Origin of the sequence: Burkholderia sp. RF7-non_BP4 (assembly GCF_001521935.1) — a bacterium.
Lineage (GTDB): Bacteria > Pseudomonadota > Gammaproteobacteria > Burkholderiales > Burkholderiaceae > Burkholderia > Burkholderia diffusa.
The window spans coordinates 1-13,312 of record NZ_LOTA01000012.1 but is presented as its reverse complement, the minus strand read 5'-3'; the positions used below and the strand labels follow the sequence as shown (position 1 = coordinate 13,312).

General features: G+C 65.1%; 12 protein-coding genes and 1 pseudogene. 8 read left to right on the top strand and 5 right to left on the bottom strand.

Annotated elements, in window-relative coordinates; all coding sequences use genetic code 11:
* Positions 1–107: 107 nt before the first annotated feature.
* Entirely contained in the window at positions 108–1,049 is a 942-nt protein-coding gene (locus WS49_RS07335) for a dihydrodipicolinate synthase family protein (RefSeq protein ID WP_059525958.1), read from the bottom strand.
* A gap of 591 nt (positions 1,050–1,640) precedes the next feature.
* Between WS49_RS07335 and abaF the strand changes: the two genes are divergently transcribed.
* Complete coding sequence (gene abaF / locus WS49_RS07330; protein WP_059525956.1) at positions 1,641–3,020, top strand: fosfomycin efflux MFS transporter AbaF; 1,380 nt, start codon at positions 1,641–1,643, stop codon at positions 3,018–3,020.
* A gap of 289 nt (positions 3,021–3,309) precedes the next feature.
* On the opposite strand, the gene WS49_RS07325 is transcribed toward abaF, so the two are convergent.
* Entirely contained in the window at positions 3,310–4,233 is a 924-nt protein-coding gene (locus WS49_RS07325) for a recombination-associated protein RdgC (RefSeq protein WP_059525954.1), read from the bottom strand.
* A gap of 270 nt (positions 4,234–4,503) precedes the next feature.
* Between WS49_RS07325 and WS49_RS07320 the strand changes: the two genes are divergently transcribed.
* The 3 genes from WS49_RS07320 (at position 4,504) to WS49_RS07310 (ending at position 6,700) form a co-directional block, all read left to right on the top strand.
* Entirely contained in the window at positions 4,504–5,106 is a 603-nt protein-coding gene (locus tag WS49_RS07320) for a J domain-containing protein (RefSeq protein ID WP_059525952.1), read from the top strand.
* A 323-nt stretch (positions 5,107–5,429) separates the two neighbouring features.
* A complete protein-coding gene (locus WS49_RS07315) occupies positions 5,430–5,813 on the top strand; it encodes a hypothetical protein (protein WP_059525950.1) in 384 nt (127 codons plus the stop codon).
* 206 nt (positions 5,814–6,019) lie between these two features.
* Positions 6,020–6,700 carry a GntR family transcriptional regulator gene (locus WS49_RS07310; protein ID WP_059525948.1) on the top strand — a complete coding sequence of 227 codons (681 nt, stop codon included), beginning with the start codon at positions 6,020–6,022 and terminating at the stop codon, positions 6,698–6,700.
* Between the two features lie 84 nt (positions 6,701–6,784).
* Here the strand turns inward: WS49_RS07310 and WS49_RS07305 are convergent, their stop codons facing one another.
* On the bottom strand, positions 6,785–6,979 hold the full coding sequence (locus WS49_RS07305) for a hypothetical protein (protein ID WP_059525946.1): 195 nt from the start codon (positions 6,977–6,979) through the stop codon (positions 6,785–6,787).
* Positions 6,980–7,534: 555 nt separating this feature from the next.
* Here WS49_RS07305 and WS49_RS07300 point away from each other — a divergent pair.
* From WS49_RS07300 to WS49_RS07280, 4 genes are all read left to right on the top strand, one after another.
* Complete coding sequence (locus WS49_RS07300) at positions 7,535–8,521, top strand: TRAP transporter substrate-binding protein (protein WP_059525944.1); 987 nt, start codon at positions 7,535–7,537, stop codon at positions 8,519–8,521.
* Entirely contained in the window at positions 8,518–9,096 is a 579-nt protein-coding gene (locus WS49_RS07295; RefSeq protein ID WP_059525942.1) for a TRAP transporter small permease, read from the top strand. The genes WS49_RS07300 and WS49_RS07295 overlap by 4 nt, the downstream gene beginning before the upstream one ends.
* Before the next feature lie 4 nt (positions 9,097–9,100).
* Positions 9,101–10,453, top strand: a complete 1,353-nt coding sequence (locus tag WS49_RS07290) for a TRAP transporter large permease (protein ID WP_059449222.1) — start codon at positions 9,101–9,103, stop codon at positions 10,451–10,453.
* 352 nt (positions 10,454–10,805) lie between these two features.
* The gene (locus WS49_RS07280; protein ID WP_059525938.1) at positions 10,806–11,630 is read left to right on the top strand and encodes an alpha/beta fold hydrolase; all 825 of its coding nucleotides are present in this window, start codon (positions 10,806–10,808) and stop codon (positions 11,628–11,630) included.
* 77 nt (positions 11,631–11,707) lie between these two features.
* Here the strand turns inward: WS49_RS07280 and WS49_RS07275 are convergent.
* Together WS49_RS07275 and WS49_RS07270 are read right to left on the bottom strand one after the other, a co-directional pair.
* A pseudogene (locus WS49_RS07275) lies at positions 11,708–11,884 on the bottom strand (MFS transporter); the annotation flags it as partial.
* A 44-nt stretch (positions 11,885–11,928) separates the two neighbouring features.
* Positions 11,929–12,996 carry a porin gene (locus tag WS49_RS07270; protein ID WP_059525934.1) on the bottom strand — a complete coding sequence of 356 codons (1,068 nt, stop codon included), beginning with the start codon at positions 12,994–12,996 and terminating at the stop codon, positions 11,929–11,931.
* Between the last annotated feature and the right edge of the window lie 316 nt (positions 12,997–13,312).

Here is a 13,312-nt window from a genome sequence, read left to right as displayed (position 1 = left end):
TTGGGGCGCGGCATGAACAGGAAAAGCCACGGAGGGCTCCGTGGCTTTTCTTCTCGATCACGCAGCCGTGTCACGGCCGCGTATCGCACTGCATCGTGCGAGCGCGCTTACGCGATGCTCTTCGACCAGTTCGCGTACCAGTTGCGGAACAGCGTGTACTGCGCTTCCGCGTAGTTGCGTTGCGCGTCGCTCAGTGCGTCGGTTTCGTTGAAGTGCAGCGTGTATTCCTTGTCGCCGTTCAGCACCATCAGGTGCTTGTAGAACAGGACCAGGTCGCAGCCTTCGTCGAACGACGACAGCACGGCCAGCGCCGCTTCCAGTTCCTTCGCACGTACGCGTGCCACCGCATCGCCTTGCGCGGCCTTCTTGCACAGGTCGACGAGTTGCAGCACTTCGCGCGGCAGCGCGTTGCCGATGCCGGTGATCGCGCCCGCGGCGCCGCAGTTCACGAAGCCGTGGAAGACTTGCGTGTCGACGCCGGCCATCAGCGTCACGCTGTCGTCCTGCGACGTGATGTTCTCGGCTGCGTAACGCATGTCGGCGGCACCGCCGAATTCCTTGAAGCCGATCAGGTTCGGGTGCTGGCGACGCAGTTCGAAGAACAGGTCGGCACGGGTCGCGAAGCCGTAGTACGGGCTGTTGTAGATCACGGCCGGCAGGTTCGGCGCGGCGTTCAGGATCGCGGCGAAGTGTGCCTTCTGCGCGGCCGGCGATGCGCCGCGCGACAGCACGCGCGGGATCACCATCAGGCCGTGCGCGCCGACCTTCGCGGCATGCGCCGCGTGCGACACGGCTTCCTTCGAGTTCACCGCGCCGGTGCCGACGATCGTCGGGACGCCGGCTTCGACCAGGCGCGCGACGCCTTCCTGGCGCTGCGCTTCGGTCAGCAGCGGCCAGTCGCCCATCGAGCCGCAGTACACCACCGCGCGCATGCCGAGTGCCACCAGTTCCTTGCCCTTCTTCACCAGCGCGTCGAAGTCCGGCTGACGGTCAGCGGTGCACGGCGTCATCAGGGCCGGAATGGTGCCGGTAAAAATGTTGTCGCTCATCTCGTTTCCTCACATTCAGATAGGGTCAACTGCCATTGCTGGCAACGTGGGCGGTACGCGCGCTCGCCGTCTCGTCGATGCTTCACGTGATCCGGACGGCGGCTGGCCACCTCTTGTTTGCCTCGGTGCCGAAACGTTGCCTCCGGTTTCGCCCGAGAGTCAGCCATCGACGAGTGCATTCTAGCCAGTTCGCATATTTTATACAATATAAAATAAAAAGGGCATGACGAAGGCCGTCGTTCCGGGGCAGCGGGGCGGGCGGTGAACCCCGGCGCGCCGGCCTCCGGCGAGGATGGCGGGCGATTCCGGCGAAGTCGGCGCGATGTTGGTCGTGGCGCCGCACGATGGTCCACAAAGCCGGACCGGCGTTGCGTTAGCCTGTTCTCGTCGCGCTTTTATCTGACCGAAATCCGCTCCCTCCGATGACTTTCGAAGCGATCGACGGTGGCACGCCGACGTGTCGCATTTCCGCCGAACGCATTTTTGAGATTGCTTGGATTGTGTATTGGATATTGTATAAAATCTTTCGGCGCGCTTACCCGCGAACCGGCCCGTCAAGGGAAATGGAAGACAACGAGAGGAGATACGGAGATGACAAGTCAGGTCGGCGAGGCAGTCTCGCCTGGTGGTGTGGCGGCCGTGCAGGACACGGCATCGAAACGGGAATTGAAGCGGGTCGTCGCGGCGTCGATGGTCGGGTCGGTGGCGGAGTGGTACGAGTTCTTCCTGTATGGAACGGCGTCGGCGCTGGTGTTCGGCACGCATTTCTTCAAGAAGACGGGCAACCCGATCGACGGCCTGCTCGCGGCGTTCGCGCTGTATGCGGTGGGATTCGCCGCGCGCCCGATCGGCGGGCTGGTGTTCGGCTATTACGGCGACAAGTTCGGCCGCAAATATCTGCTGCAGGTCAGCCTGATCGTGGTCGGCATCACGACGTTCCTGATGGGCTGCCTGCCGACCTTCGATGCGATCGGCTACTGGGCGCCGGTGCTGCTGGTGTCGCTGCGCCTGATTCAGGGCTTCGCGTTCGGCGGCGAGTGGGGCGGTGCGATCCTGCTGGTCAGCGAGCACAGCCCGGACAACCGCCGCGGCTACTGGGCCAGCTGGCCGCAAGCCGGCGTGCCGGCCGGCAACCTGGTCGCGACGATCATCCTGCTGGTGCTGTCGAGCTCGCTGTCCGAGGCCGACTTCCTGGCGTGGGGTTGGCGCGCGGCGTTCTGGTTCTCGGCGGTGGTCGTGCTGATCGGTTTCTGGATTCGCCGCAAGGTCGACGACGCGCCGATCTTCAAGGAAGCGCAGGCGCGCCGCGCGCAGAAGCAGGAAAAGCAGCTCGGCGTGGGGCACGTGCTGAAGTACCACTGGCGGCAGGTGCTGATCGGTATCGGCGCGCGTTTCGCCGAAAACATCCTGTACTACATGGTCGTCACGTTTTCGCTGACGTATCTGAAGCTGGTCGTCGGCTTCGATACCACGCGGATCCTGAAGCTGATGTTCGCCGCCAATGCGATCCATTTCTTCTTCATTCCGCTGATGGGGCTGATGTCGGACCTCGTCGGCCGCAAGCCCGTGTACCTGACCGGCGCGGTGCTGACCGCGGGCTGGGGCTTCGTCGCGTTCCCGATGATGGACACCGGCAACGACTGGATCATCATGGCCGCGATCGTGCTCGGCCTGTTCATCGAATCGATGACCTACTCGCCGTATTCGGCGCTGATGACCGAGATGTTCCCGACCAACGTGCGCTATACCGCGCTGTCGCTGTGCTATCAGGTCGCGCCGCTGATGGCCGGCTCGCTCGCGCCGTTGATCGGCCTGTCGTTGCTCGAGCGTTATCATTCGTCGACGCCGATCGCGTTGTATCTGGTCGCGGCGGCGGCGATCTCGATCGTATGCGTGGGCCTCGCGAAGGAAACGCGCGGCAAGTCGCTGCGCGACGTCGACGCCGAGGCAAGCCGACGGACCCACGCGTGACGTCCGCGGCCGAAGTCTGCTTGAACGCACCGAAGCCACCCGCGAGGGTGGCTTTTTTTCGGTTCATCGCGGATTCCCGGGGGAGGGCGGGGAAGGCGGTCGGTGGCCTTCTACGAATTGCCTGGAGCCCTTGACGATCGCGGCCGCTTTCAGGAATTGCTCTGGTTTCCTATGGATCGCGAGCGTGCAGCCGCGACCCACGCCGGCGCGGCGACGGTCCTGCTCGACATGTCGCGTCAGGGCAAAACCGCGCCGCCGCGGGGCGGTGATTTTCGACAGCCGACGGGGTTCAGGCTGCTGCCGCCTGATGAATCGCGTCGTCTCGATCGCCGCCCAGGATATCGACAAGATCGGTCAACATCCGCCCCAATTCGCCCGTCATCAGCGTGACGTCCGAGTCGAAGCGTTCGTCGTCGTTTTGCGCGGTGGGATCCGTCGCTTCCTTGATCACGTCGAGCGGCGTGACACGCTTGATCGTCAGCGACGGTGTCAGCACGAAGGAGATCCGGTCATCCCAGGTCATCGCGAGGCGCATGCATTGTTTGCCGGCCTCGATGTGCCGGCGCATGTCGTTCGCTTCCAGCGCGTGGCCGACGTATCGCACCGTGGCGCCGCCTTCGCCGCTCGAGCGCAACTCGGCATCCTGGTCCACGGTGAATCCGCCCGGCGCGTCGCCGGACAGCAGCCAATCCGTCATCGCTGCGACCGGCGAAAGCGCCACCTGGACGCCGGCGAGCGGCAATTGATCGATCGATTTGACGAGCAGGCCGCGGACGTCGTCGGCAAGCGCCTGTGCAGCCGCATCGATGACGAGCCAGCCGTTCACCGTATCGATCCACACGCGGGTATCGCGGCGAATGGTGAACGCGCGCGGCAGCAGTTCGTCGGTGACCTGCTCCTTGAGTTCGCGCAGCTGTTTTCGTCCGACCTTGAAGCCCTGCTGCTCCTCGACTTCAAGCGCGCGGGCCTTGGTCACCTGATTGACGACCGAGGCCGGAAGCAGCTTCTTTTCGGCACGAAACGTCAGCAGCATCTGCCGGTTGATCGAATACACGAGCGCGCCGTCGTCACGCGGCGACGCCCATCCGACGCGCTGCATTTCGACGCTGGTGCCCGGCTGAAACGCGTGAGGCGCCAACCATGCTTCCATCTGATCGGGGGTAACGGCCCACGGTGCCGGAAGACGATGAAGCTGAAGATTCTTGAACCACATAGGCGTGCGGGCAAAGCGCATCATTCTATATGACGGTGACGTTTGCGGGCCAGGAAGCGCCGTCGGCCTGCATGCACATTCGGATACTCGATCGACCGCTCCGGTTGGCAAACGGACGTTCCGATGTGAGTGATTCGGATCTCGTCATCCGCCAAAGTGCTCCCGACCTGCACTCAGGGTTTTTAGCGTCTGGTGAATTCCCAACCCGACAAATTGGCGTTGCGGCGACATGCTACGATCAACGCGATCCGACTTTCATCCCGACGCACGATGACGACAATGTATGAATTGCTCGGTGTGTGCGAGAACGCCACCGACGAGGAAATCAAGCGCGGCTACCGAAAGGCAGCGATGAAAGCGCATCCCGACCGCAACGTCGGGTGCGAAGCGGACGCGCATGCGCGATTTCAGGAGATCAAGGAAGCATACGCGATTCTCTCGAATCCGGAGCTGCGCCGCGTCTACGACACCGTTTACGCAGAGGAAATGCTCCGTCACGCACGGCTTCGCGAAGAAGAGGAGCGCTTGAAGGCGGAGCGCGAAGCGGAATATGCGCGATTCGTGGCATGGGCGATGCGCTTCGCCGAGCAAGGGCACAACCGCGACGTCGTGTTCGGTGTTCTGCTCGGCCGCGATTGCGATGTGCAACTCGCCGAGCGCATTGCCGACAGCGTGGTCGAACTGCATGCGTCGCGCCAGCCGGGCGCATCGCGGGACGGACAGCATGATGAGCAGATGCCGCAATGCGACGAGAGGGCGACGCAGGCGGCATCGGCGCAAGCGTCAGAGAGCGACGCGCGAAGGAGTGACGAACACGCGCATACGGACTTTTTCCGCGCGCTGTGGCACGGCATGTTCGGGCTGCGCCCGTGAGTCCTGGCGGGCGACCGGTTTTGCGAACGCGGAACTCGACCGCGATCGGTGCCATCGTCGGGGGAGGTTCTTCGATCGACTGCTTCATGAATCGATGGCTGATTGGATTGAATCTGCACCACTAAGCGGTCAGTCCCGTCGACGACGCTGAGTTGACCCACTTGCGAGTCAGAGGCCCGAGACGGCGATACGGCCGTTGAACGGGCGCGAAGGCGCACGGGCCAAACGTCGGCGTCAGGCGGCGCGTTGCATCGTCCGAATTCGCGGCACCTGTCCGGGTGCGACTCATGCGATCATGTGCCGTGACCAACATGAGAGATGGAATGACGACTACGTTCGACGAGGCAACAACGGCGGCGATCGCCGCGTTTGCCCAATTGGATTTCTACACAGCGGTGCAAGCGATGCGCGCCGAGGCCGATTTCGACCGCGAGCGAGACCAGTGGATCTCGCGCTATATCGACGAGCACGGCGGCGGGGCGGACGATGCAGCATACGATGCGCTGCACGCGCAGGCCCAGGCGACCCCGGAATATGCGGAGTTCGTCGATGCGGTTCGCCGGGAAATCCTGGAATACTTCGGCGTGACCGACGATCAACTGGACTGCATGGTCCTGCTGCGCGATGACGACAGCGATGAGCTGTGGGCGGAAGTCAATCGGCAGCGAAGCGCGCTGGGAACCGGTGAAGTGCGCGGAGATCTCTGATCGTCGCTTGCCATTGGGGGCTCGAGTCGTGCCGGGTGCAGTGGGGCGGCATACGACATCCGCAGGCGGGCGAACGAAGGGCGCGACAGCGTGAAGTCCCATGCGGGGGCGGTTCGACGACACGGGCGCTCTGCTAATATTGTAGAAAATATGCAATATCCGCCGCCGCGCCGGCACCCTGCCTGACCGCCTTCCCCAGCCCGAACATGAACGAGAAACGCCCTGCTCTTGTCTACGCCACGCGCGCCGAAGCCGCAGCGAACGAATTGCGCCGCCGTATCCTGACAGGGGAGTATGTCGACGGCTATCAGCTTCGCCAGGATGCGCTGGCGACCGAGCTCGGCATCAGCCGGATCCCGCTGCGCGAAGCGCTCGTGCAGCTCGAGAGCGAGGGGCTCGTCAAGATCCTGCCCCACAAGGGGGCGATCGTTTCGGAACTGTCCCCGGAAGACATCACCGAACTGTTCGAACTGCGCGCGCTGCTGGAACCCGTGCTGCTGAAGAAGTCGATTCCGAAGCTGACCGCCGAGGATTTCGCGCGGCTGGATGCGATCCTCGAGGAATACAGCGAGGTGCTGCATGCGAGCCAGTCCGGGCGCTGGGGCGAACTGAACACCGAACTGCATCATCTGCTGCTGTCACGTGCCGACCAGCCGAAGACGGCGGCGATCGTCGCGTCGCTGCTGCAGCAGACCGACCGCTACACGCGCGTGCAGTTGTCGCTGTCCGAGGCCGCGCGCGACGTGGCCGAATCCGAACACGCCGAACTGGTCGCGTTGTGCCGCAAGGGCGATGCGCGCGCGGCGGCATCGCTCCTCAAGCGGCATATCGAGCATGCGGGCGGCGAGCTGAATGCGTTTCTGCGCGATCGACGCCTCGGTCGGTGAGCGCGCGTCCGGCCAGGACGCTGCGAACACCGCTTTGCAGCAGATTCCGGCATCGAGGCGCGATCGCGTGCGCGTGACGTTCGTCTATCCGCCGCCGATACCCTGCAGCACCTTGCCCGTTCCGCCGCACACCGTGCACGGCTGTCCTTCGACCATGCCCGTGCCGCGGCACACGCCGCACAAGTCCTCGCCCACGCCCGGCGCATCGGGCGGCCCTTCGTCGCCCGGATTCAGCGGTGTGTCCTGATTCGGCCCTGCCGACATTCTGGTCGTCCGCATCGCATACCTCCTTTCGCATTTTCGATGTCGCCGCGAGGACGCATCGCGCGTGCCCGCGGCGACTGCATGCGTGTGGACGCTGGTCCGTATGCCGGAAGTCGTCATCGCATCGTCATTACAACGACGGCGCTCACATCGAGCCACGTTGCGAAGCGTGAGGTTCGCATCCGGTTGATCGTCGAGGCCTGATATCGCGTGGTAGCGATTGTCGTGTGGTCGGTCATCCTACAACTTGCGAAATAGAATCGAATACCGGCGTTCGGTCTCGGGAAAGCGATGCAACGTCGTGCCGATCCAGATGCGGACTCATTTCCGGAAAACGTTTCGCTAAAAGTCAGCCGAAGATGGGCGACTTTTTCCCATATCCCGCCGTAATCCCTTGCCTGTGCGCGTTATAGGGTATGCACCAAGTGAGTAAAACGATTAACCGCCGTACATTCGCTCCGACACATCATACAACGTATGACTGCGATTCCTCGAAGGGCAGTACGTCGATGCATGCGGATGCCGCCCGGATCGCCGTCAAATAACGAGCAACCAGCAAGGAGACTGACGATGAAGCGCCGATTCACCCGCTCCCGTAACGCACTGGCCGTCGCGCTGATGGCCGGCTTCGCGATGTCCGCGCACGCCCGCGTGTTCCGCTCGGCGGACGTGCACGGCGACAGCTTCCCGACCAACATGGCGGTCAAGTACATGGGCGACGAACTGTCGAAGCTGACGGGCGGCAAGGACTCGATCAAGGTGTTCGGCAACAGCGCGCTCGGCTCCGAGAAGGACACGGTCGACCAGGTGCGGATTGGCGCGATCGACATGGCGCGCGTGAACGGCGCGTCGTTCAACGAGATCGTGCCGGAATCGCTGATTCCGTCGTTCCCGTTCCTGTTCCGCGACGTCGATCATTTCCGCAAGGCAATGTACGGCCCGGCCGGCCAGAAGATTCTCGCCGCGTTCGCGGCGAAGGGGATGATCGCGCTGACGTTCTACGAGAGCGGCGCGCGCTCGATCTACGCGAAGCGCCCGGTGCGCACGCCCGCCGACATGAAGGGGCTGAAGGTGCGCGTGCAACCATCCGACCTGATGGTCGACGAGATCCGGGCGATGGGCGGCACGCCGACGCCGATGCCGTTCGCCGAGGTCTACACGGGCCTGAAGACGGGCCTCGTCGACGCGGCGGAAAACAACCTGCCGTCGTACGAGGAAACCAAGCACTTCGAAGTAGCGCCCGACTACTCGGAGACGCAGCACGCGATGACGCCGGAAGTGCTGGTGTTCTCGAAGAAGATCTGGGACACGCTGTCGCCGCAGGAACAGGTCGCGATCAGGAAGGCCGCGGCCGATTCGGTGCCGTATTACCAGAAGCTGTGGACCGCGCGCGAGGCATCGGCGCAGCAGACGGTGACGAAGGGCGGCGCGAAGATCCTGCCGGCCGCGCAGGTCGATCGCGCGGCGTTCGTGAAGGCGATGCAGCCGCTGTGGGCGAAGTACGAAAAGACGCCGCAGATGAAGCAGATCGTGGACGAGATCGAGGCAACCAAGTGACCCGTCGCACTTCCCTGAACGGCGCGGCGGCCGTGGGCGCGCCGGATGCGGCCGCCGCGGACGGTGCGGCACCATGCCGGCCGCGCGCGGCCGCGCCGCGCCTGCGATGCGTGAACGACCTGTTGTTTCGCGCGCTGGCCGTGGTCGCGTCGCTGTGTCTCGCGGCGCTCACGGTGCTGGTGTTCTACGCGGTCGTGATGCGTTACGTATTCGAGAACGCGCCCGATTTCGTCGAGCCGATCGCGCTGCTGCTGGTGATCGTGATCGCGATGTTCGGCGCCGCGATGAAGGTGCGCGACGGCGGCCACATCGGCCTCGACTCGCTCGTGCGGCGCCTGTCGCCGGGCGCGCGCACCGTGGTGATCGCGATCCAGCACCTGAGCCTGATCGCGTTCGCGATCGCGATCATGGTCGGCTGCGGCAGCATGGCCGCCGAGACGATGGGCGACCGCATTCCGATCATCGGGCTGCCCGAGGGCGTGCGCTACCTGATCACGATTCCCGCGGCGATCGCCATCATCCTCTTCTCGCTCGAGCACCTGCTCGCGCTTCGTCGTTCTTCGTCGGGCCAATAACGTCATGGAACTCGCGATCCTGTCCGTCAGTTTTCTGATTTTCCTCGTGCTCGGCGTGCCCGTTTCGTTCGCGCTCGGAATTGCCTGCGTGCTGACCTATATGGTCGAAGGGCTGCCGATCGCGACCGCGATGCAGTCGATGATCTCGGGAATGAACGCGTTCTCGTTCCTCGCGGTGCCGTTCTTCATCTTCTCCGGCGAGCTGATGCTGCACGGCGGCATCGCGGACCGGATCCTGCGTTTCGCGCAGGCAACCGTCGGCCACTTCCGCGGCGGCCTCGGGATGGCCAACGTCGTCGCGTGCACGCTGTTCGGCGGCGTGTCCGGCTCGCCGACCGCCGATACGTCGGCGATGGGTGGCGTGGTGATTCCGCTGATGAAGCGCGAAGGCTACAGCGCGGCCTACGCGGTCAACGTGACGACCCACGCGTCGCTTGCCGGCGCGCTGATGCCGACGTCGACCAACATGATCATCTACGCGTTCGCCGCGCAGGGGATCACGGGGATGTTGCACGGCCAGCAGGTGAGCGGCGTGTCGATCGGCGACCTGCTGTTCTCCGGCCTCCTGCCGGTGCTGTGGGTGATGGGCTTCGTGCTCGCCGCCGCGTACTGGCAGGCCGTGCGTCACGGCTATCCGCGCCGTGAAGACGGTTCGTCCGCGCTGCCGGCGTTCCCGGGCTGGTATGCGGTGCTGCGCAGTTTCGTCGGCGCGGTGCCGGGCCTGATGGTGATCGCGATCATCCTCGTGTGCGTCGCGAAGGGGATCGCCACCGCGACCGAAGCGGCCGCGATCGCCGTCGTGTATTCGCTCGTGCTGACCGCGATCGTATACCGCACGCTGACCGTCGAGAAACTGCGCCGCGCGCTGTCGCATGCGGCGCGCACGACGGGCGTCGTGCTGCTGCTGATCGCCGTGTCGAACATGCTGCGTTTCCAGATGTCGTACCTGGAGATTCCGGATGCGATCGAGGGGCTGCTGAAGCAGTCGACCGCGGCGCCTTGGTTGATGCTGCTGTACATCAACATCATCCAGGTGTTCCTCGGCACGTTCGTCGACATGGCCGCGCACATCCTGATCACGACGCCGCTGTTCCTGCCGATCGCGATGGCGTGCGGCGTCGGGCCGGTGCAGTTCGGCATCATGCTGCTGCTGAACTGCTCGCTCGGCCTCGTGCACCCGCCGATCGGCTCGGTGCAGTTCGTCGGCTGCGCGATCGGCAACGTGTCGATCGGCGAGACGACGAAGATGGCGTGGCCGTATTACCTCGCGATCTTCAGTGCGATCAACATCGTCACGTACATGCCGTTCTTCTCCACCTGGCTGCCGAGCCTCATCAGCGGACACGCGGTGTTCTGATCGCGCGTTTCGCGCGCCGCGGCGCCGGATGACCGAGGTTGTCCGGCGCCGCGGTCACGTCTACGGTGTGCTTCACGCACGGCGAATTCACATCGACATGAAGAGAGCATGGCGCGCCGTCGCGGCCGCCGCATTCGCGCTGGCCGCATCGCTCGCGCATGCGGCGGCGTAAGCGTATGTCTCGAACGGCGACAGCCGCGGCATTCCGGTGTTCGGCGTCGTCCCGGTCGCACGGCGGAAGTGCGCGACGGCAGTCATACGCAATGCGGCAACCTGTGCGATGATTCGGCGCTTCGCGTTCGCGGCGCCCTTTTCCGGGCCGCCGCCAATTGCATCGACATCCGGAGACGACATGCCCGCACACATCGTTCATGGCAGCACCCTGCATTACCAGGATCACGGCACCGGCTTTCCGGTGCTGCTCGGACACAGCTACCTGTGGGATTCGGCGATGTGGGCGCCGCAGATCGACGCGCTATCGAGCCGCTATCGCGTGATCGTGCCGGACCTGTGGGGGCATGGCGCGTCTGGCCCGCTGCCCGACGGCACCGAGACGCTCGACGACCTCGCCGCGCACGCGAGCGCGTTGCTCGATGCGCTGGAGATCGATCAGTGCGCGGTCGTGGGCCTGAGCGTCGGCGGGATGTGGGGCGCGCGGCTCGCGTTGCGCGAACCGCAGCGCGTGCGCTCGCTCGTGCTGATGGATGCGTCGCTGGAGGCCGAACCCGACGCGACGCGGCTGCGTTACTTCGGGATGCTCGATGCGATCGCCGCTGCCGGCTGCATCGCGCCGCCGCTGCTCGATGCGATCGTGCCGCTGTTCTTCCGGCCGGACGTGAACCTTGCCGACCCGGTGCCGACCGCGTTTCGCGCCGCGCTCGCGAACCTGCCGGCCGATCGGCTGCGGCAGTCGATCGTCCCGCTCGGTCGGCTGATCTTCGGGCGGCCGGATACGCTGGCCGCACTCGCCGAACTGGATGCCGAGCGCACGCTGCTGATGTGCGGCGCGGGCGACATGGCGCGCCCGCCGTCGGAGACGGTGAAGATGGCGAGCGTGATCGGTTGCCGCCATGCGCTGGTGCTGGACGCAGGTCACATCTCGAACCTGGAGAATCCCGCGTTCGTCACGCGGACGCTGCTCGACTGGCTCGACGAACAGCAGCTCGCGGCGGGCTGAGCGCCGCGCGAGATACCGGCGGTGGGCGCCGCGCGGCGTCGCAACGACTTGCGTTACTGCATCACTGCATTACTGGATTACGCGCGCTCGCCGACCGGCGTGAACTTGCGGCCGCGCACGCGCCCCTCGTCAACGCCGCGGCGAATCAGGTCCTGCGCTTCCGCGCGGCTTGCGACACACGGCGCGGAGCCGGGCAGCGGCCGACGTGCGGTTTCGCGCAGCGCGAGCACCGACACGATGCCGATGAACTGCGAATGCACGGCGGCGGCGATTCGGCACTTGAACCGCCGCCTGCGCATCAGAACATGTGGCGGATCCCGACGTTCGCGCCGACGGTCGTGCCGGTGACCGCGTACAGCGCGTTGTTGATCCCGAGCCCGGTGTTCATCGCACCGTGGTTGTTGACCATCGCGACCTGCGCGTACAGCGCGGTTGCCTTCGACAGGCTGTAGGTCGTGCCGACGGCTGCGAGCAGCGAGTGATTGGCGGTGTCGTTGCGATCGCTGGTGAACCAGACGCCGCCGTTCAGGTCGACGGCGGGCGTGACCTGGTAATCGAGGCCGCCGCCGTACACGTTGTTGCTGAACGATCCGCCGACCTTGTAGCTCGTGAACGATGCCTTCGCGGTGACCGGGCCGAAGCGGTACGCGGCGCCGATCGTGCGCCCGACGAACGCGACGGTGCTCGGCGTCGGCGTCGGGTTGGTGCCGTCGTTGCCGTCGTAGAACGCGGCGTCGATCATGAAGCCCTCATGTTCGTACTTGAGGCTCGCCGAATACTGGCGGCCGGCCTGGAAGTCGCCTGCCTTGCCGCCGAACGCGAACATCGCGCTGCCGGTGAGGCCGGCGATCGTCGGGCTGGTGTACGACACGGCGTTCGGGTTGAACAGGCCCGTCACCAGCACGTTGTCGACGTAGTTGATCAGCCCGCTACCGAAGTGCGAGAAGCTGCGCGGATCCGAATCGAAGATCGCGAGCAGGAACGGCGAGTACTGCACGCCGGCCTTGACCGTGCCGAAGCCGCCATCGAGCCCGACCCACGCCTGGCGGCCGAAGAAGTTGCCGTTCGAATGGGCGAACGCGCCATTGGTGACGGCAAAGCCGCTTTCGAGCTGGAATTTCGCCTTGAGGCCGCCGCCGAGATCCTCGGTGCCGGTCATCCCGAACGTCGTCGGCGTCATGCCGGTGTCTGTCATCGCGAACTGATGGCCGGCGTTCGCGCCGGTGGCGGCGTCGAGCGTCTTGCTCGTGTACAGCAACGCCGCGTCGAGGTTGCCGTACAGCGTGACGCTGCTCTGCGCGAAGGCGTTGCTGCCGATCATCGCGCCAGCCAGCGCGGCGCAACCGATCACGATTCTGCTTTTCATTGGGTGTCTCCAGTGTTGTTGTACGTCGATGCATCGAACGGGGGATGCGCCGGACATCCGAAGCGGTGTCCGGTGCGCGGGCCGCATACGCAGGATGGGGCGCGGCGGAACGCACGTGCGCGGCCGGGTGTTGGCCGCATGCGACGCGTTCATGGCGGGGATGGGCGCCCGAACGCGCGTGCGTCGAAGAGGTTGGGTAGGGCCGGCCGATGCCGGCCCCGTCGTTCAGAGTGACTGGCCGAGCTGCTCGAGGATCGCCGGGTTCTCGAGCGTGGACGTGTCCTGCGTGATCGCCTCGCCCTTGGCGAGCGAGCGC